Consider the following 19,645-nt stretch of genomic DNA (forward strand, 5'->3'; position numbering starts at 1 on the left):
AAAAACAGGTTGCACCTACTTTGCGTTGTTGCATACGATTCACGGCCTGGGTGCAACCTTCTCGAAGGCTGTCACTACATAAAAACAAACGCCAGGGCGCAACAATGAGTTTTAGCAATCCAATTACGATCACGTTCGTGATCTATATCGCAGCAATGGTGATGATCGGCTTCATGGCCTATCGTGCCACCAACAACCTTTCCGACTATATTCTCGGTGGCCGCAGCCTCGGTAGCGTGGTGACTGCGCTTTCGGCTGGCGCCTCGGACATGAGCGGCTGGTTGTTGATGGGTCTGCCAGGTGCCATCTATATGTCGGGTCTGTCGGAGGCCTGGATTGCCATCGGTCTGACTGTCGGTGCTTACCTGAACTGGCTGTTCGTTGCCGGTCGTCTGCGTGTACAGACCGAGCACAATGGTGACGCGTTGACCCTGCCGGACTACTTCGCCAGCCGTTTCGAAGATAACAGCGGCATGCTGCGCATTATCTCTGCCATCGTTATCCTGGTGTTCTTCACCATCTACTGCGCTTCCGGCATCGTTGCTGGCGCTCGTCTGTTCGAGAGCACCTTCGGCATGTCCTATGAAACTGCGCTGTGGGCCGGTGCTGCGGCGACTATCGCCTACACCTTCGTTGGTGGCTTCCTGGCAGTAAGCTGGACCGATACCGTCCAGGCGACCCTGATGATTTTCGCCCTGATCCTGACCCCGGTGATCGTATTGATCGCCACCGGCGGTGTCGACACCACCTTCCTGGCCATCGAAGCCAAGGGGGCTGGCAACTTCGACATGTTCAAGGGCGCAACCTTCATCGGCATCATCTCGCTGATGGGCTGGGGTCTGGGCTACTTTGGCCAGCCGCACATCCTGGCGCGCTTCATGGCCGCCGATTCTGTAAAGTCCATTGCCAATGCCCGTCGCATCTCCATGACCTGGATGATCCTGTGCCTGGCGGGTACCTGCGCTGTTGGTTTCTTCGGTATCGCCTACTTCTCGGCGCATCCTGAGCTTGCCGGCCCGGTTACCGAGAACCACGAGCGTGTGTTCATCGAGCTGGCCAAGATCCTGTTCAATCCATGGATCGCCGGTGTACTGCTGTCGGCCATTCTGGCGGCGGTGATGAGTACCCTGAGCTGTCAGTTGCTGGTGTGCTCGAGTGCCCTGACCGAAGACTTCTACAAGGCTTTCCTGCGCAAGAACGCTTCCCAGGTTGAGCTGGTATGGGTTGGCCGTCTGATGGTTTTGGCCGTTGCGCTGATCGCCATCGCCCTGGCTGCCGATCCTGACAACCGTGTACTGGGCCTGGTGGCATACGCCTGGGCTGGTTTCGGTGCGGCCTTCGGTCCGGTAGTGCTGATCTCGGTGTTGTGGAAAGGCATGACCCGTAACGGCGCGTTGGCCGGTATCGTGGTCGGTGCAGTGACTGTGATCCTGTGGAAACGATTCGATACCATGGGTCTGTACGAAATCATTCCAGGCTTTATTTTCGCCAGCCTGGCAATCTTCGTATTCAGCAAGTTCGGCAGCCCATCCAAGTCGATGGTTACGCGTTTCGAAAATGCCGATGCGGCCTATCACGCCGGCAAGTAATGGCGGTTTGATCGGTGTCTGACAACGGCCCGGCTACTTTCAAGTAGTCGGGCCGTTGTCATTTCAGCCGATCGCATCCTTGGGCAAGCCAGCTCCCATAAGGCGGTTTTGCAGGGTAAACTGCACGGTCTTGCAGGAGTCGCCATGAACTATCGTCACGCCTTTCACGCCGGCAACCACGCCGACGTCTTCAAACACCTGGTATTAACCCGACTGATTGCGCTGATGACGCGCAAGGAGCAGCCGTTCGCTTACCTGGATACTCACGCTGGCCTGGGGTTGTACGACCTGCAGGGCGACCAGGCAACGCGTACCGGGGAGTGGTTGGAGGGCGTTGGCCGGCTTTGGGGGCGGGATGACTTGCCGGAAGTTACCGCGGATTACCTGAAAATCCTGCGCAAGATGAACCCTGACGGTGAGCTGCGTTACTACCCGGGCTCGCCCGAGTTGGCCCGGCGCCTGGCGCGCCAGCAGGATCGCGTGTTGCTCAACGAGAAGCACCCTGAAGACGGGGCCATGCTCAAGGACAACATGAAGAAAGATCCGCGCGTTGCCGTGCACCTGGGTGAGGGCTGGCACGTTCCGCGTGCGCTGTTGCCGGTGCAGGAAAAGCGTGCGGTGATGCTGATTGATCCGCCGTTCGAGCAGGCTGACGAGCTCAAGCGCTGTACGGTTGCCATGAAAGAGGCAATCAGTCGCATGCGCCAGACGGTCGCAGCGATCTGGTACCCGATCAAGGATCAGCGCCAACTGGTGCGCTTCTATCAGGACCTGACCAGCACCGGCGCACCGAAGTTACTGCGAGTGGAGTTGTATGTGCATCCCCAGGACAGCCCGCAGGGCCTGAACGGCTCGGGCTTGGCCATTGCCAACCCGCCGTGGGGCCTGGAGGAAGAGTTGCGTGCCTTGCTGCCATGGTTGTCCCAGGTGCTGGCGCAGACCCAGGGAAGCTGGCGCATGGATTGGCTGATCGCCGAGTAGAAATGGCTGTGGGCTCAAATGCAGTGAGCCCAGCCGGCGCCCGCACTTTACGTTATAATCCCGCTCTTTCATTGCCGCTCGCCCCACCGGGCCTGGGCGCATATTTACAGTTTGAAGAGGCTAGACCCTTGGCATTGACGATTCTTGGCCTGTCCGGCGCCCTTAGCCATGATCCTTCCGCGGCCCTGTACATCGACGGCAAGCTGATTGCCGCCGCTGAAGAAGAGCGCTTCGTGCGCGACAAACATGCAAAGAACCGCATGCCCTACGAATCGGCGAAGTTCTGCCTGGAACAGGCTGGCATCAAGCCGTCCGACGTAGACGTGGTGGCCATTCCGTTCGCCCCGATCAGCTTGTTCGGCAAGGCCCGCTGGCACTATGCCAAACGCTACTGGTACGCCCCGGATCGCGCCCTGGACGCGATTCTGATGGGCAACCGTCGCTACAAGCGCTATCGCAAAAAAATCGTCTGGTGCCTGGAACAGCTGGGTTTTGACCCGAAAAAGGTCAAGATCGAGCCGGTCGAGCATCACCTGGCTCACGCCTCCAGCGCTTATCACTGCTCGGGCTTCAAGGAAAAAACCGCGATCCTCGGCATTGACGGCAAGGGCGAGTACGCCACGACCTTCTTTGGCTATGGCGAAAACGGCAAGATCCACAAGATCAAGGAATTCTTCGATCCGGATTCGCTGGGTGGCCTGTACGGTGCAATCACCGAGTTCCTTGGCTTTGAAATGCTCGATGGCGAGTTCAAGGTCATGGGCATGGCGCCGTATGGCGATGCCAGCAAGTACGACTTTTCGCGCCTGGCTTCGTTCGAGAACGGCGAGTTGGTGATCAACACCGATTACGCTAACGTCATCGGCCTGCGCCGTTACAAAGAGAAGGGCAAAGGGTTCTACTTCTCACCGAAGCTGATCGAGTGGCTGGGTCCCAAGCGCGAAGGCGACATCGCCGACGAGCCTTACATCCACTACGCTGCCAGCATGCAGGCGCTGTTCGAGAAGATCGCCCTGCAGATGATTGACCACTACTTGGGCGACATCCTCAAGGAAACCGGCAAGCTGGCTTTTGCTGGCGGTTGCGCGCTGAACGTCAAGCTCAACCAGAAAATCATCGCCCGTCCTGATCTCAAGGAACTGTTCGTCCAGCCGGCCTCCGGCGACGCTGGTACTGCGGTCGGTGCGGCAGCCTACGTTTCCCACGCCCGTGGCGTGCCGGTCGAGAAGATGGAGCACGTCTACCTCGGCCCTGAATACTCCAACGAAGACGTGATCGCGGCGTGTGCCCGTCACCCGAGCCAGCCGAAATGGCGCAAGCTCGACAATATGCCTGAGCAGATCGCCAAGATCATGGTTGACGGCAATCCGGTGGCCTGGTTCCAGGGGCGCATGGAGTTTGGTCCGCGTGCGCTGGGCGGTCGCTCGATCATTGGTTGCCCGAGTGTTGCCGGCGTTGCCGACCGCATCAACCATCAAATCAAGTTCCGCGAGCGCTGGAGGCCTTTCTGTCCGTCGATGCTCGACACGGTTGCACCGCAAATGATCAAGATCGATCATCCCGCGCCCTTCATGACTTTCACCTTCGAAGTTTCCGAAGAATGGAAAACCCGCGTGCCTGAGGTCGTGCACGAGGACGGTACTTCGCGTGCCCAGGTGCTCAAGCGCGAATACAATCCGCGCTACTACGACATGATGAAGGCCTTGGAAAACCTCACTGGCAACGGTGTTTCGTTGAACACGTCGCTCAATCGTCGTGGTGAGCCGATGATCTGTTCGCCGACCGACGCGCTGAACATGTTCTTCGGCTCGGATCTGCAATACCTGATCATGGAAGACATCCTGGTAGTCAAGGACGGCGCGAACAGTTATGACGTCCAAGGCTGACAAACGCGTCCTGCAGTTCTGCCACGGCTATGACGGTCCGTTCCTGGACTGCGCGCGGCAGTACGCCAGCCTGTTCAGTGGTAGCGGCTATAAGGTCACCACGGTGTTTCTTACCGGCGCTACCGACCCTCAGGTTGCCGCTGGCTGTGCCTCTGACGAAGTGATTTTCCTGGAGTTCAGCTCCAAGGCCATCAGAGGCCTCAAGCTGGGGGCGATCCGTGCGCTACGGCGGATCGTGGCCACGCGCGACTTCAGTTTCTGCATCGCCCACCGCTTCAAGCCGATTTATATCACCCTGCTTGCAAGCCGCCTGCCGGTGATTGGTGTGCACCATGCGTTTGGCGACTATCAGCGTTCCAGTCGCCAGTTGTTTGCCAATCTGTTCCGTCAGCGCCTGAGTTTGTTGGGCGTTTCCGATGCGGTACGTGACGATATGCGCAAGTGCCTGTCCAAATGGCCGGCCGAGCGCATCCAGACCCTCTACAACCGTATCGACGTTGAAGCGCTACAGGCCACACAGGTGCCCGCTGCACAGGCGCGTGAGGTGCTGGGGCTGGATCCGCAGGCATGGATTGTCGGCAACGTCGGTCGTCTGCATCCGGACAAAGACCAGGCTACCTTGTTGCGCGGCTTCGCCCAGGCATTGCCGGGGCTGCCGGCTGGTGCACGCCTGGCCATCCTCGGGAAGGGCCGTCTTGAGCAATCGCTCAAGGATCTGGCCGCCGAGCTGGGTATTGCGGCGCAGGTGGATTTTCTCGGTCAGGTGCCTGATGCGCGTCGCTATTTTCGCGCCTTTGATGCCTTTGCCCTGAGCTCTGATCACGAACCATTCGGCATGGTTCTGCTTGAAGCGATGGTTGCCGGGGTGCCGCTTCTGGCGACAGCTTGCGGTGGTGCGGTGGAAGTGGTCGAGGGCGTCGGCATCCTCTTTCCGCTCGGCGACGCCGAGCATCTGGGCCAGGGTCTGCAGCATCTGGCTGCGCTGGACGAAGACCAGCGTCGGGAGTGTGCCGAACGCATGCTCCAGCGTCTGCGTGAGCGTTTCTCCGACTCGGCAGTGCGTGAGGCCTTCTGGCAATTGCCCCACGTCCGTGCGCTAACAGCGGAGGCTTGATGCTCAATCATATTCAAGGCTGGCGCGAGCGTGGCTGGGCGCCCATCGATGCTGCGACTTACGCACAGGCCTGGCAAAAATTTGGTGGCAGTGTTGCCACGCATCCGTTGGTGATCGAGCAACTGGCGGACCTTGCACAGATCCCGGTGCGCTATCTGGGCTGGGAGCACAATGGCGAGCTCAAGGCGGCGATTCCAACCTGGGGGCGCCATCTGGCGCTGTCCAAGGACGTGCTCAAGCGTCATGGCAAAAAAGGCCTGTACGACTTGGGCAATGCCGAGCTGATCCTGCCGGCCGCTGCCGACGCTCAGGCGCCTCTGCGCCATACCGGGCGTTATCTGTCCGAACTCAATCAGGGCCGTTTTGCCAACCTCAAGCCCCAGACCGAAGCATTGGCGATGGCACGTACGCCTGAGGACCTGTCAAAGAAGTTCCGCTACAACCAACGCCGCGAGTTGCGCTTGCTGGAAGAGGCGGGTGGCCAGGTGCGCCCGGTCAGCGACTTTACCAGCACTGAGCTGGCGGCAATCTATTGCGACCTGTTCCAGCGCCGCTGGGAGTTCCCGGCGACCGGTGCTGAGCGCATGCATGAAGTGATCGAACGCTTGCGCGAATTGCTGATTGGCTCGGTGCTGTTTCTTGACGATGCGCCCATTGCCATCCAACTGGTTTACCGGGTGGAAGCACCCGAGTGGATCAGTGTCGAGTACATCAATGGTGGTGTTGACCCGCAAACCAAGGCATTCAGCCCGGGAAGCGTGTTGAGTTTCCTCAACACCCAGGCAGCCTGGGAAGATGCGCGGGCACGCAACAAGCCATTGCGCTTTTCCTTTGGCCGCGCTGATCGCGAGTACAAGGATCGCTGGTGCAACCCCGTGCCGGTATTTCAGGTGTGAGCCGCAAGCAACAGCTGCTCCGCCAGCACCGGCGCAACAAGCGGCTGGCGCTGCTGGTCGGCCTGGTGGTGTTGCTTGCACTGGGTATTTTCGTGCATTGGTGGTTGCCGCTGTTACTGCTGCCATTGCTGTGGGCTGCACACGAGGCCTGGTTTGCCGACCACTTGTTCTACTCGCCCGGCGAAGACTATCAATATGAGTTTCCCCAAGCGTGCGTGGCGCAGCCGGTGGCGCTGGTCGATGGCGTTGTGCGCCTGCAAGCACCCTTGCAACTGGTCGGTGACGAAACCCTGGTCCTGGCATTGCGCCTGAAAAGCCGCTGGCTTGGCCGCTTCCTCGATCCTGCTGTGGTCGTAGATGACGCCGATTGCCAAACCTTTGAACGGGGTGTGGCCGGTCTTCGTTATCTGAATCTGACCGGTCTTGGCGAACCACTGGCGGCAGGGTGCCTGCGTTTGCGTGGACGCCATTGTCGCTTGGCTGGTGAAGGGCAACTGTGGGTTGTTCCAGGTAATGATCTGCGCAAGAAGCGCGTGATGGTTATCGCTCCGCACGCCGATGATGCCGAACTCGCTGCTTTTGGCCTTTATAGCCAGGCCGAGGAATCCTGGGTGGTGACGCTGACTGCCGGGGAAATCGAGGCAGAGCATTATCAGCAAATGGGCTTGGCTCAGGCTGAGGCTGCTCGATTGAAGGGCCGTCTGCGTGCCTGGGACAGCATTACCGTGCCACGCTGGGCAGGTGTGCCGGAATCGCAGTGCGTACAGCTAGGTTATTTCTGCTTGCAGCTACCCGCCATGCAAGCGGCGCCGGATCAGATAGTCCCTTCACGCGAAGCGGGGCTGGACGATATTCGGCTGTTCCGGCAGTTCAATAGCATGACGTTGCCGGCAGATGAGAATGGCGCGCCCACCTGGAACAACTTATTGGCCGATTTGCGCGCCTTGCTGCTCAAGGCGCGTCCCCAGGTTCTGGTCATGCCTCATCCGGTTCTTGACCCGCATCCCGATCATATCTGCGCCCAGGCCGCTGTGCTCGAAGCGTTGCAAGGGTTGGAGTGGCAGCCGGAAACCATTCTGGGCTACGCCAACCACCTGCACGACAACGACCGCTGGCCGATGGGTGACAGTGGCGCCGGTATTGCGTTGCCGCCACAGCTTGAGGGTGGGGAAAGTTGGTCTCCCTACAGCCTGACGCTAGACCTGGCGACTCAGCGTGACAAGGCGATGGCGCTGGGCATGATGCATGACTTGCAACCGCCGGCGCCATTCAAGCGTCGTATACGCCGTCTGCTGCAACGTTGGCTGGCCGGACGTCGCGCATCACCGTATGGGGAAAACGAGTTTTTCCGTAAAGCGGTACGTCGACATGAATTGTTCTGGCGTCGTGATCTCTAATCCCGGCGCATGACTGTTAGCGGCCAAGCAAAGGCCGCAAGGAAAACAATGAAAGTTCTATTTCTGGTGCAGAAAGAACAACGGGCAATTCTGGACCGTCTGTATGACGGTGTCGCAGCCCATTGCGAATGCGATCTGCGCTGGTTGAGCAGTGCCGATCAGCGCAACCTGCGCAGCTATTTCCGTCGCGAAGTCGACGTCGAAAAGTATGACCGGATCGTGTTCTTCTTGCGCTTCAAGCAAGAGATCCGCCAAGTCGGTTTTATTCAAACGGTGCCCAATCTGGTCATCCTCGAGCACGACGCCTATCAGAACTACATCCCGTGCAAATACACCGGCAAGTTCAGTGCGCATTATCGCCAGATGCCCTGGGTGCGGGTGATCAGCTCTGGTTACATGGTCAGTGAACGCCTTCGCCAGGAAGGCTTCGATGCCGAGTTCGTGCCCAAAGGCTATGATCAGCAACTGCTCGCCGATCAGGGTCGCGAGCGCGACATCGAACTGGCTTTTGTCGGCAGCACCAACAGTGTTGCCTACAGTGGGCGCAAGGCGTTGCTCGACGAGCTTGCTCAGGTCGAGAACCTGCTGGTAACCCGGACCAAGTCCGGCGAAGAGTACTGCGACACGCTGAACCGTATTCGTTTCTTCGTGAGTGCCGATGTTGGTATGGGCGAATACATGATCAAGAACTTCGAGGCAATGGCGTGCGGTTGTGTTTTGCTGGCGTTTGATCAGGGTGAAGCAGAGAATCGCGCCTTGGGGTTGCAGGATATGCACAACGTAGTGCTGTATGACAGCATTGCAACATTGCAGAAAAAGCTGAAAGTATTGCGCGCTGACCCCGCACTGGTTGAACGTATCGGCATAAACGGTCGTGATCTTGCGGTTTCGCAGTTCAGTTTCGCCCAAGTGGGCCGTAGTATCGTTGAAAAAATGCAGCCACCTCTGCGTTCCCGTCCAGCCTTGACCGGTTGGCAGCGCTTGCGCTTGAGACTGGGCATCTAAGCCGTCCGTCCCGTACGCGGGATGTGGTCTTGAGCAATTGAATACAGAAGATGGAGACACTCCGGTGCAATTCAGTGACAACAGTGATGTAACCCTGGTGGTTACCAGTTGCGGGCGCTTCGATCTGCTCAAGCTTACGCTTGAGAGCTTCGATCGCTTCAATACTGCACCGATCCGCGAAGTGTTCATCACCGAGGACTCGGGCGATGACGCGGTCCATCAGGCTATTCCCGAGCACTGGAAGCCTCATTGCAAAGTGTTCGTCAATCGCCCCAAGCTGGGGCAATTGGCGTCGATCGACCTTGCTTATGAACAGGTGAAAACCCACTACATCTTTCACTGTGAAGATGATTGGGAGTTTTATCGCCCAGGGTTTGTCGAGGATTCTCGCAACATTCTCGAAGTCAGCCCGCACTTGCTGCAGGTCTGGCTGCGCAGCTACGCGCACGACTTGAAGATACACAGCCCTTACCTGCATCTGGGTGAGCGTCAGTTCATTGCCGGTGTTGCCTGTTATCCAATGTTGTCGGATAAGCCGGAATGGCAAAGCTTTTCATTGAACCCAGGTTTGCGTCGGTTGAGCGATTATCAGCGTTGCGCCCCTTTTACCTCCTACTCCGGTGAAAAGGCGATATCGAAACGCTACGCAGAGCTGAATCTTACTGCGGTCAGCCTTGAGGCCGATGCGGTGCTGCACACAGGCTTTGGCGCGCATATCGGTTTGCCCGAAGAGCGTCGGCGGAAAAAACAGCGCCGCAAACGTGATCGGATCAAGCTTCTCTTGACCCTGGTGGTCGGAGTGATTCTAGGCGTGGGTGTCGGCTTTTTCGCACATTGACCCTGGATGTCAGCCCAGTAAGGCGCGTTCCAATTCTGCCAGTGGGAACTGATCTTCAAGGCGTTCGCGGGCAATGTAGCGGGCGAAGTGTTGTACGTTGCGCTTGATCATGCGGCTGGAAAGCGGCGCACGCATGAAGCGCATGTCGGCGACATCGATCAGGCCCATCTCCTGCTCTGGCGTCACGACAATGTTACCCAGGTGCAACGAGCGGAAGTAAATCCCCGACTGGTGCAGTTTGCGCACCAGGCCAATCAGCTCCGGAAGGCGCTCTTGCCAACTGAATCCGGCTTTGCGAGACAGCTGGCTAAGGGTTTCACCGGGCAGTGGGTGGTACAGCACCGCTGTCATTCCGGGCGCGTCCAGTTTGTAATACTTCAAAACCTTCAGCGTAGGGATGCCTTTTTTCTCGAGCTGCACTGCGTTGTCGATGAAACGCTGGGAGTAAGGCCGCAGCAAGGCAGATGAAATCAAGCGCTTGCGCCTGAAAAGCTTAAGAATGTTGCCGTCGTTAAGCAGGTACACTTTGGCGCCGTAGCTGTCAGCCTCCAGCACCTGGGCGCCAAGGATGAGTTTGTCGAGGTCGACCTGGTGTAGACGGGAACAATGCATGGAGAGTGGCCTTGCCAACGGGCTAGCAAAAGGACCGGCAATAATGCCGAAATTTTTCCGGATGTACCATGCCGGTGTTATGGAAACGACGAGGGTGCGGGTGATGCAAGCAAGGCTCACGCCTCGGTTGTCGCCTGTTTACCTCTGATATGGCCAGGATGCATGCCCGTTGACCGGGCTGTGATAAAATTTCCGGTTCAATCTGAACAGCGAGCTCGATGATGGCCGAAACACCGCTAAACGCGGAGCAGCAGAGCAGCTCCAGCCTGAAAATCTACTTTCGGCTTTTGAGCTATGTGAAACCGTACATCGGCATTTTTGCGCTGAGTATCCTCGGTTTCGTCATCTTTGCCTCGACCCAGCCGATGCTGGCCGGGATTCTCAAGTATTTCGTCGACGGCCTGAGCAACCCTCAGGCGGTATTGTTTCCCAATGTTCCTTACCTGCGCGACCTGCAGTTGCTGCAGGCGGTGCCGCTGCTGATCGTACTGATCGCGGCCTGGCAGGGGCTGGGTTCGTTCCTGGGTAACTACTTCCTGGCCAAGGTCTCGTTGGGGCTGGTGCATGATCTGCGTGTCGAGTTGTTCAACAAGTTGCTGGTGCTGCCCAACCGTTACTTCGACAACCATAACTCCGGCCACCTGATCTCGCGCATCACCTTCAACGTGACCATGGTCACCGGTGCTGCGACGGACGCTATCAAGGTAGTGATCCGCGAAGGCCTGACCGTGGTCTTCCTGTTCATTTACCTGCTGTGGATGAACTGGAAGCTTACCCTGGTGATGCTGGCAATCCTGCCAATCATTGCCGTGATGGTCGGCAGTGCCAGCAAGAAATTCCGCAAGCAGAGCAAGAAGATTCAGGTGGCGATGGGGGACGTGACGCACGTCGCGTCCGAAACCATCCAGGGTTATCGCGTGGTACGCAGCTTTGGTGGTGAAAACTACGAGCAGCAGCGTTTCGCCAACGCCAGTCAGAGCAATACCGACAAACAATTGCGCATGACCAAGACCGGGGCGGTGTATACACCGATGCTGCAGTTGGTGATTTATACCGCGATGGCTACATTGATGTTTCTGGTACTGTTCCTGCGTGGCGATGCCACGGCGGGTGATCTGGTTGCGTACATTACTGCCGCGGGTCTGTTGCCCAAGCCGATTCGACAGCTGTCGGAAGTCAGCTCGACCATCCAGAAGGGTCTGGCCGGCGCTGAAAGTATCTTCGAGCAGTTGGATGAAAGCCCGGAGATCGATAACGGTACGGTAGAGCTGGAGCGGGTAGAGGGGCGCCTTGAAGTGCGCAACCTGAGTTTCACCTATCCAGGCACAGAGCGTCAGGTACTGACCGACATTTCCTTTACTGCAGAGCCGGGGCAGATGATCGCACTGGTCGGCCGTTCAGGCAGTGGCAAGTCCACACTGGCGGGGTTGATTCCGCGCTTCTACCACCATGACCAGGGGCAGATCCTCCTCGATGGCGTCGAAATCGAGGACTACCGTCTGCGTAACCTGCGCCGCCATGTTTCGCAGGTAACCCAGCATGTGACCCTGTTCAACGACACCGTGGCCAATAACATTGCCTATGGCGACCTGGCCGGTGCGCCGCGTGCCGATATCGAGGCCGCCGCCGCCGATGCCTATGCCAAGGAGTTTATCGACCAGTTGCCTCAGGGCTTCGATACCCAGGTCGGTGAGAACGGGGTGCTGCTTTCCGGTGGCCAGCGCCAGCGCCTGGCGATTGCCCGGGCGCTGCTCAAGAACGCGCCGCTGCTGATCCTCGACGAGGCCACCTCGGCGCTCGATACAGAATCGGAGCGGCATATTCAGGCTGCGCTCGACCATGTAATGAAAGGACGAACTACACTGGTCATCGCTCACCGCTTATCGACCATTGAAAAGGCCGACATGATCCTGGTAATGGATCAGGGCAAGCTGGTCGAGCGTGGCACGCATGCCGAGTTGCTGGCCGCCAACGGCTACTATGCCCGGCTGCATGCGATGGGCCTGGACGAACCGGCCAAGGCTGACATTACCTGAGCCTGTTGCCGGAACCCGCCCCGGGTTCCGGCAGACTTCCTGCAATAGCTTGTCAGAAAGGCGGTAATCAAGCCTTTGCCTTGCCTGTGCTAATATCCTGCCCCTGTTAATTTTGTATATATGGGTTGCCCATGAAGTTGTCCATGCCGCGTTTCGATCAAGCCCCGGTACTGGTAGTGGGCGATGTTATGCTCGACCGCTACTGGCATGGCGGTACCTCTAGGATTTCGCCTGAAGCGCCGGTACCGGTGGTCAAGGTCGAACAGATCGAGGACCGTCCTGGTGGTGCGGCCAACGTTGCGTTGAACATCGCCGCCCTGGGTGCTCCAGCAGCACTGGTCGGGGTTACCGGTCAGGACGAGGCTGCCGATAGCCTCGCCAACAGCCTGCAAGCAGCAGGTGTACGCTCGATTTTCCAGCGCATTGCGCACCAGCCGACCATCGTTAAGCTGCGGGTCATGAGCCGGCATCAGCAATTGCTGCGCATCGATTTTGAAGAGCCTTTCGCCACCGATCCGCTGTCGCTGGGCGCCGAAGTCGATAACCTGCTTGATGGCGTCAAGGTCCTGGTGCTGTCGGACTACGGCAAAGGCGCACTGAAAAACCATCAAAGCCTGATCGAGGCAGCCCGGGCCCGAGGGATTCCGGTGTTGGCCGATCCCAAGGGCAAGGATTTCTCGATCTATCGCGGTGCGAGCCTGATCACCCCGAACCTCAGCGAATTCGAAACCATCGTCGGTCGTTGCGCCGATGAAGCGGAACTGGTGGCCAAGGGCGGCCAGTTGATGCGCGAGCTAGACCTGGGTGCCCTGCTGGTAACCCGCGGCGAGCACGGCATGACCCTGTTGCGTCCCGAGCATCCGGCCCTGCACCTGCCAGCCCGTGCTCGTGAAGTCTTCGACGTCACCGGTGCCGGTGATACCGTGATTTCGACCCTGGCTGCTGCTATTGCTGCCGGTGAAGAGCTGCCCCATGCCGTGGGGCTGGCCAACCTGGCCGCCGGCATCGTGGTTGGCAAGCTCGGTACGGCTGCAATCAGTGCACCTGAGCTGCGTCGCGCCATTCAGCGTGAAGAAGGCTCCGAGCGTGGTGTGCTCAGTCTCGACCAGCTTCTGCTGGCCATAGACGACGCCCGTGCGCACAAAGAGAAGATTGTCTTCACCAATGGTTGCTTCGATATCCTCCACGCCGGTCATGTGACCTATCTGGAGCAGGCACGGGCCCAGGGCGATCGACTGATCGTTGCGGTTAACGACGATGCTTCGGTAAGCCGTCTGAAGGGCCCAGGGCGTCCCATCAACAGCGTTGATCGGCGCATGGCAGTCCTGGCTGGCCTGGGTGCAGTGGACTGGGTTATCAGCTTCCCTGAAGGTACTCCGGAAAACCTGCTTAGCCAGGTCAAGCCAGATGTGCTGGTCAAGGGTGGCGACTACGGGATCGACCAGGTGGTAGGTGCCGATATCGTCAATGCCTATGGCGGCACCGTGAAGGTACTGGGCTTGGTTGAGAACAGCTCGACCACGGCCATCGTCGAGAAAATTCGCAAGAACTAGGTCGCGGCATCGGCCGCAAAAAAAGTAACGGATTCTGACCAGAACCGTTACTTGCCAAGTCCCCCGCGCGCCAGTTGCAACAGTTCCCTCGCCTTGCCCGTCAGCCGTTGTAAACCGCTGTCGGGTTTTGGCGCCGCCAGTCCTTGCTGGCTGACCCAATCCTTCCAGCGAATTCGCTCATCCCTGACCAGCCAGCCTTCCTGCCGGGCAAAACTCTCGGCCAGGTGAACACCACGCGTGCTGGCGGGCAGCAAGCGGTCTTTTTTCAAGGTGTACAGTTCGGCGCGTGGGCGCCCGTCTTCCAGAGGCATCAGGTACAGGTCTGGGCGTGAACGGTTGAGACGGGCGACAAGCTGATCGCCCTCGAGGCGTTCGTCGACATGAAACAGGCTCAAGGATTTGGCTTCGCGCGGCACCTGCAGGCGCAAGTCATAGATCAACTGTAACGACGCGGTGGGCAAGTGCACGTATGCGCGCGGCCGCTCCAGCAGTTGCAGGTTGGCGCAATGCACAGGCCTTGCCGCGCCAGAGTGCGGTGTCAGGACGAAAGGCAGCGCCTCGCGATAATGCAGGGCGTCAGCATAGGGCGCCGGCAGCCAGGTTTCGTTGAAACGGCCACCCAGCCAGCCTTCTGGGGTTTCCAGCAGGCATTCTTCAGCGACCTCTTGGATGGCGGTGTGCAGCGGCAGGTTCAACTCCTGGGCCGGCACATAGCCAGAAATCAGCTTGAGCACGACGTCCCCCCGATCCTGGCGGCGCTGGCGTACCAGTACCCAGTAATCGCGGTTCTGCCAGTGCAAGGTCAGGCGCACGGAAACCCCCAGGTTGGCTAACTCGACAGCAAAACGCTGGTTGTCGGCCAGGTGGATCTGTTTGCGCCGTTGCTGGGTCTGGGCGAAGTTCAGCGGCATGCCGATGCTCTGGTAGCTCAGGCCTTCGGGACTGGCCTCGACGTGCAGCGGCAGGGTTTTGAAGTTGCTCGGGTTCTTGCGGATCAGCGTTCGCGGCATGTCGGCTCCTTCTTGCGTTGGGGTCGGCCGCGACGGCGGCGTTGGCGTCAGCGATTCAATACAGCAGCAACAGTAGCTACGTTATGAGCCAGGTGCACAGGGTTGATAGTGCCGACGATAGCACTGCAGACGCCAGGGTGGCCAAACAGCAGTTCAAAGCTGGCGCGCACCGGGTCTACCCCGGGGCTCAGGCACACATGGCCACTGGCGAGGGCTTTTTTTATCAGGATGGCTTTGCCATGCGCAGCGGCATAGTCGAGCACCGGGCGTTCTGCCTGCTCGTTCAGATTGTAGGTGACCATGGCGCAGTCGCCGCGTTCAAGTGCCTTCAGGCCGCCCTCAACCGTCTTGCCGGAAAGACCAAACCCGCCAATCTTGCCTTCCTGCTTCAACGCCTCGAGGGTTTGGTACACCTCTTCGTGCTCAAGGATATGCAGGTCATTGCCATCGGAATGGACCAGCACCAGGTCGATGTGGTCGGTTTCCAGGCGTTTGAGGCTGCGTTCGATGGAGAAGCGTGTGTGGCTGGCACTGAAGTCGAAACGTGATTGACCCTCGTCGAATTCTTCACCGACCTTGCTGACGATTACCCACTGTTCGCGCTGGCCGCGCAGCAGCGGGCCAAGACGCTCTTCGCTGCGACCATAGGCTGGGGCCGTGTCGATCAGGTTGATGCCCAACTCGCGGGCCTGGACCAGCAGCAGTCGCGCCTGATCGTCGTCTGGAATAGTAAAACCGTTGGGGTATTTGACGCCTTGATCACGCCCCAGCTTGACCGTACCCAGGCCTAGCGGCGATACACGCAAGCCGGTACTGCCCAAGGGGCGGTGCAGATTGTGGAGAGTCGGCAGGCTCATGGCAGCAGCTGCTCCCAGACGGGTACCGCCAGCGGTGGTTTAGGCAGTTCCAGCGCAGCAGGCTGAGCGCACGGCTTGATGCCGTCGCGTTCGAGGCTGGCCAGCACTCGGTCGGCAAAATCCGGTGCCAGTGCCAGTTTGGTCGGCCAACCAACCAGCACGCGGTCCTGCTCGGCGAGGAAGGCGTTGTCCGGGCGTACCAGGCCAGATTGGGCAGGCTCGGCGCGGTCGATGCGCACGGTAGCCCAGCGCACTTGGCTCAAGTCGACCCAGGGCAGCAGGCTGGCAACTTCTTTTTTTGCTGCCGCAATCTGCGCTTCTGGCTCGCGGGCCACGCCGTCTGCTTCAGCCAGGTCGCCACCCAGGTACCAGACCCATTGGCCGTCGGCTGCGGGATGACTGGTAACCGTGATGCGTGGCTTGGGGCCACCGCCCAGGCAGTGGGCATACAAGGGCTTGAGGCTGGCACCCTTGGCCATGACCATGTGCAGTGGGCGGCGTTGCATGGCGGGTTGGCTCAGGCCGATGCTTTCGAGCAGACCGGCATTGCCGGCGCCAGCACTGAGTACGATGCGCTGGGCGCGGATCTCGCGGCCATCGACACGCAAGCCAAGCAGAGCGCCGTTTTCCTGCAGCGGCTCAATCTGCTGCCCGGCAAGCAGGCTGTCGCCGGCAAGCTCGGCGAGTCGGCTGAGCAGGCTCGGCACATCAACCACGAGTTCTGCCAGGCGATAGACCTTGCCCTTGAATGCGCGGTCCTGCAGAGCTGCTGGCAATTGCTCGCCCTTGACCTGGTCGACCCGCCCGCGCACTGCCTTGCTGGCGAAGAAGCTGGTCAGATTGCCCGCGAGAGTACCGGGAGACCACAGGTAATGGGCGTCGGACAACAGGCGTACGCCGCTGAGGTCCAGCTCGCCGTTGCCCGCCAAGGCTTCGCTCCAGCGGCGCGGCATGTCGGCAATGGCTTCGGAGGCGCCGGTCAACGCGCCGTGCAGCGCGTACTTGGCGCCGCCATGAATAATCCCTTGGGATTTGAGGGTCTGCTCGCCACCGAGGCTGGCGCGTTCCACCACAACCGTCGAATAACCCAGGCGACGCAGGCGAGCATTGAGCCAGAGGCCTGCGACCCCTGCGCCGACGATCAATACGTCGGTGGAAATAACGGATGGCATGCATGTACCTCACAAGCTTGGACAGAAGCCCAGTATACAGCCTGTGAGGAGAATCAATGCCCGGCGGTTTTCGAGAAGACCTGGATCACCACCACGCCACCCACGATCATGGCCATGCCGAGCATTGCCGGGATGTCGAGTTTCTGCCCATAAATCACCAGCGCGGCGATGCTGATCAAGACTATACCCAGACCCGACCAGATGGCATACGCGATGCCCACCGGAATGCTGCGTACCACCAGGGTCAACATCCAGAACGCCACGGCATAGCCACAGACCATCAGCAGCAAGGGCAAGGGAGTGCTCAACCCTTTTACGGCCTTCATCGAGGCGGTGGCGATGACTTCGGCGCAGATGGCGATAGCCAGGTAGGTGTAGGCATTCATGTGATGTTCCTCTGATCTGGTTGAGCATTCTAGAGCAAGTCTGAATGGGGTAAAGTCATTACCTATCTGTATTGGAGATAGGTGGCATGGCGCAGCAGTGGAATCTGGAGCAGCTTCGGTTGTTTGTCGCGGTGGCCGAGCAACGATCGTTTTCAGCGGTAGCCCGCGTGCAGCGCAAGGCGCAGTCGGCAGTGAGCAATGCCATCGCCCTGCTCGAGGCAGACTTGGGTGTGACCCTGTTTGAACGCAGTAGCGGTCGCCAGCCGCGTTTGACTGAAGCCGGAACCGCCTTGCTGGAGGATGCTCGCGAGTTGTTGCGCCAGTGTGAGCGCCTGGACGGCCGCGCACTGGCACTGCTGCGCGGCCAGGAAGCGCAGCTACGCGTAGCGCAGGACGAAGCCATGCCCTATCAGCCAGTGATCGACAGTCTCGACGAGTTGGCCCAGCAGTTCCCCATGCTGGAAGTGCAGTTGGCCAGCGGGGCGCAGGGTGATGTGGCGCGCAAGTTGGTCGAGCGGCGTGCCGATCTGGGCCTGCTCTTTCATCACGAACGCATGCCGCAGGCACTGGAGCGTCGAGCCTTGGGGCGTGTGGAAATGGTGACGGTCTGCGCAGTCGATCATCCGCTGGCACGGTTGGGCAGGGTCAATCGGCAGCAATTGGCGCGGCATCGACAGTTGCTGATCGCCCCACAGGAAAGTGGTTATCCGGGCGGTGAACCGATCAGTCCGCAGATCTGGCGCGCCGACAGTTTTTACGCCATGGCCGAACTGCTGATGCGTGGCTTGGGCTGGGCCTGGCTGCCTCGGCACGTAGTGCAGTATCCGACCTATCACGCGCAAATGGTGGAGTTGTCCTGCGAATGGACACCGCCTGCGCTGGTGGTGGAGTTGGTCTGGCGTCGCGATGAGCCCTTGGGCCCTGCGGCGCAGTGGTTGGCTGAACGCTTCGCCGTGCACTTACGAGCCATTGGCTAGTACACTTCGGCGCCATGAATAGAACACTTTATACCCTGCTGTTTCACCTGGGCCTGCCGCTGGTTGCGCTGCGCCTGTACCTGCGTTCGCGCAAAGCGCCGGCCTACGCCAAGCGTATTGGCGAACGCTTCGCTATCAACCTGCCGGCCATGCGCAAAGGCGGCATTTGGGTGCATGCGGTGTCAGTGGGCGAGAGCATCGCTGCGGCGCCGATGATTCGCGCGTTGTTGCAGGCTTATCCACAGCTGCCGATTACCATCACCTGCATGACTCCGACAGGTTCGGAGCGGGTCCAGGCGATGTTCGCCAATGAGCCACGTATCCAGCATTGCTACTTGCCCTATGACCTGCCCTGGGCGGCGGGGCGTTTTCTCGATCATGTCCAGCCCAAGCTTGCGGTGATCATGGAAACCGAGCTCTGGCCCAACCATATTCACCAGTGTGCCAAGCGTGCTATTCCGGTGGCGCTGGCCAATGCGCGGTTGTCTGAGCGCTCGGCGCGAGGTTATGCCCGTTTTGCCAAGCTGACCCGGCCGATGCTGGCCGAGATGAGTCTGATTGCGGTGCAGACCGAAACCGAAGCGCAGCGCTTTCGCCAGTTGGGGGCCAGGCCTGAATCTGTTCAGGTGACCGGCTCGATCAAGTTTGACCTGAGGATCGACGAGCAATTGCTGCCGCGTGCCAGGTCGCTGCGTGAGCAATGGCACGCCACTCAGCGTCCGCTGTGGATCGCTGCCAGTACCCACGAGGGCGAGGATGAAGTGATTTTGGCTGCCCATCGGCAATTACTTGAGCATCACGCCGATGCCTTACTGATTCTCGTGCCGCGGCATCCGGAACGCTTCAACAACGTGTTCGAGCTGTGCGCTGCGCAGTTTCCGACGATTCGACGCTCAAGCGGCGAGCCGGTGGGCGCGGATACGGCGGTCATGCTCGGCGACACCATGGGCGAGTTGCTGTTTCTCTATGCCTTGGCGGACATCGCGTTTGTCGGTGGCAGCCTGGTGCCAAACGGTGGCCACAACCTGTTGGAGCCAGCGGCGCTGTCGTTGCCGGTGATCAGTGGCCCACACCTGTTCAACTTTCTCGAGATTGCAACCATGCTGCGTGACGCTGGGGCGCTTCAGGAAGTGGACGACGCCCACGGCCTGGCGGCTGCGATTCGGCGGTTGATCGAGTTGCCGCAGGATGCGCGGCGTATGGGTGAAGCGGGGCGGGCGGTGATGAAGGCCAATCAGGGGGCCTTGCAGCGATTGCTCGAGGGGTTGGGACGATTGCTCTGACGCCGTCGCGGGGCAGGCCCGCTCCCACGGCGGTTGGTGCCTGTGGGAGCGGA

Annotated in this window: 17 protein-coding genes; 12 read left to right on the top strand and 5 right to left on the bottom strand. The window is 59.5% G+C overall.

Annotated features, from left to right (window positions below):
• Positions 1–104 precede the first annotated feature (104 nt).
• The 8 genes from putP to H8F21_RS24775 all read left to right on the top strand — a co-directional run bounded on the left by putP (position 105) and on the right by H8F21_RS24775 (position 9,706).
• Positions 105–1,589 (top strand): sodium/proline symporter PutP, encoded by a 1,485-nt coding sequence (gene putP / locus H8F21_RS24740; RefSeq protein ID WP_203478696.1) that lies wholly within the window; start codon positions 105–107, stop codon positions 1,587–1,589.
• Positions 1,590–1,733: 144 nt separating this feature from the next.
• A complete protein-coding gene (locus tag H8F21_RS24745) occupies positions 1,734–2,570 on the top strand; it encodes a 23S rRNA (adenine(2030)-N(6))-methyltransferase RlmJ (RefSeq protein ID WP_136478452.1) in 837 nt (278 codons plus the stop codon).
• Positions 2,571–2,698: 128 nt separating this feature from the next.
• On the top strand, positions 2,699–4,456 hold the full coding sequence (locus tag H8F21_RS24750; RefSeq protein ID WP_136478451.1) for a carbamoyltransferase family protein: 1,758 nt from the start codon (positions 2,699–2,701) through the stop codon (positions 4,454–4,456).
• Positions 4,440–5,570, top strand: a complete 1,131-nt coding sequence (locus H8F21_RS24755) for a glycosyltransferase (RefSeq protein WP_203585531.1) — start codon at positions 4,440–4,442, stop codon at positions 5,568–5,570. Before H8F21_RS24750 ends, H8F21_RS24755 begins: the two co-directional genes overlap by 17 nt.
• The gene (locus tag H8F21_RS24760; protein ID WP_203585532.1) at positions 5,570–6,466 is read left to right on the top strand and encodes an antimicrobial resistance protein Mig-14; all 897 of its coding nucleotides are present in this window, start codon (positions 5,570–5,572) and stop codon (positions 6,464–6,466) included. The genes H8F21_RS24755 and H8F21_RS24760 overlap by 1 nt, the downstream gene beginning before the upstream one ends.
• A complete protein-coding gene (locus H8F21_RS24765) occupies positions 6,463–7,863 on the top strand; it encodes a PIG-L deacetylase family protein (RefSeq protein WP_203585538.1) in 1,401 nt (466 codons plus the stop codon). Before H8F21_RS24760 ends, H8F21_RS24765 begins: the two co-directional genes overlap by 4 nt.
• Positions 7,864–7,911: 48 nt before the next feature.
• Positions 7,912–8,868 (top strand): glycosyltransferase family protein, encoded by a 957-nt coding sequence (locus tag H8F21_RS24770; protein ID WP_203478704.1) that lies wholly within the window; start codon positions 7,912–7,914, stop codon positions 8,866–8,868.
• Positions 8,869–8,932: 64 nt separating this feature from the next.
• The gene (locus tag H8F21_RS24775; RefSeq protein ID WP_203478706.1) at positions 8,933–9,706 is read left to right on the top strand and encodes a glycosyltransferase family 2 protein; all 774 of its coding nucleotides are present in this window, start codon (positions 8,933–8,935) and stop codon (positions 9,704–9,706) included.
• A 9-nt stretch (positions 9,707–9,715) separates the two neighbouring features.
• Here the strand turns inward: H8F21_RS24775 and H8F21_RS24780 are convergent, their stop codons facing one another.
• On the bottom strand, positions 9,716–10,318 hold the full coding sequence (locus tag H8F21_RS24780) for a BUD32 family EKC/KEOPS complex subunit (RefSeq protein ID WP_203542815.1): 603 nt from the start codon (positions 10,316–10,318) through the stop codon (positions 9,716–9,718).
• Between the two features lie 221 nt (positions 10,319–10,539).
• Between H8F21_RS24780 and msbA the strand changes: the two genes are divergently transcribed.
• Both msbA and hldE read left to right on the top strand, forming a co-directional pair.
• Complete coding sequence (gene msbA, locus H8F21_RS24785) at positions 10,540–12,354, top strand: lipid A export permease/ATP-binding protein MsbA (protein WP_203478710.1); 1,815 nt, start codon at positions 10,540–10,542, stop codon at positions 12,352–12,354.
• Between the two features lie 131 nt (positions 12,355–12,485).
• Positions 12,486–13,907, top strand: coding sequence for a bifunctional D-glycero-beta-D-manno-heptose-7-phosphate kinase/D-glycero-beta-D-manno-heptose 1-phosphate adenylyltransferase HldE (gene hldE / locus H8F21_RS24790; protein WP_203478713.1), 1,422 nt, complete (start codon positions 12,486–12,488; stop codon positions 13,905–13,907).
• Positions 13,908–13,954: 47 nt separating this feature from the next.
• Here hldE and H8F21_RS24795 read toward each other — a convergent pair whose 3' ends face one another.
• Genes H8F21_RS24795 through H8F21_RS24810 form a run of 4 tightly spaced genes read right to left on the bottom strand, consistent with a single transcriptional unit; the run spans position 13,955 to position 17,332 of the window.
• Positions 13,955–14,917 (bottom strand): metal ABC transporter ATPase, encoded by a 963-nt coding sequence (locus H8F21_RS24795; protein WP_203585533.1) that lies wholly within the window; start codon positions 14,915–14,917, stop codon positions 13,955–13,957.
• A gap of 47 nt (positions 14,918–14,964) precedes the next feature.
• Entirely contained in the window at positions 14,965–15,774 is an 810-nt protein-coding gene (locus tag H8F21_RS24800; RefSeq protein ID WP_203585534.1) for an aldo/keto reductase, read from the bottom strand.
• Positions 15,771–16,946 carry an NAD(P)/FAD-dependent oxidoreductase gene (locus tag H8F21_RS24805; protein ID WP_203478717.1) on the bottom strand — a complete coding sequence of 392 codons (1,176 nt, stop codon included), beginning with the start codon at positions 16,944–16,946 and terminating at the stop codon, positions 15,771–15,773. Before H8F21_RS24805 ends, H8F21_RS24800 begins: the two co-directional genes overlap by 4 nt.
• A gap of 53 nt (positions 16,947–16,999) precedes the next feature.
• Positions 17,000–17,332, bottom strand: coding sequence for a DMT family transporter (locus tag H8F21_RS24810; protein WP_136478440.1), 333 nt, complete (start codon positions 17,330–17,332; stop codon positions 17,000–17,002).
• Positions 17,333–17,418: 86 nt separating this feature from the next.
• On the opposite strand from H8F21_RS24810, the gene H8F21_RS24815 reads away from it, so the two are divergent.
• Both H8F21_RS24815 and waaA read left to right on the top strand, forming a co-directional pair.
• Positions 17,419–18,309: a LysR family transcriptional regulator gene (locus tag H8F21_RS24815; protein WP_203478718.1), complete on the top strand. Its 891-nt coding sequence runs from the start codon at positions 17,419–17,421 to the stop codon at positions 18,307–18,309.
• Positions 18,310–18,323: 14 nt separating this feature from the next.
• Complete coding sequence (gene waaA, locus H8F21_RS24820) at positions 18,324–19,592, top strand: lipid IV(A) 3-deoxy-D-manno-octulosonic acid transferase (protein WP_203478719.1); 1,269 nt, start codon at positions 18,324–18,326, stop codon at positions 19,590–19,592.
• Positions 19,593–19,645: the final 53 nt, after the last annotated feature.

Source organism: Pseudomonas arcuscaelestis (genome assembly GCF_016881005.1).
In the GTDB taxonomy this organism is placed as follows: Bacteria; Pseudomonadota; Gammaproteobacteria; order Pseudomonadales; family Pseudomonadaceae; genus Aquipseudomonas; species Aquipseudomonas arcuscaelestis.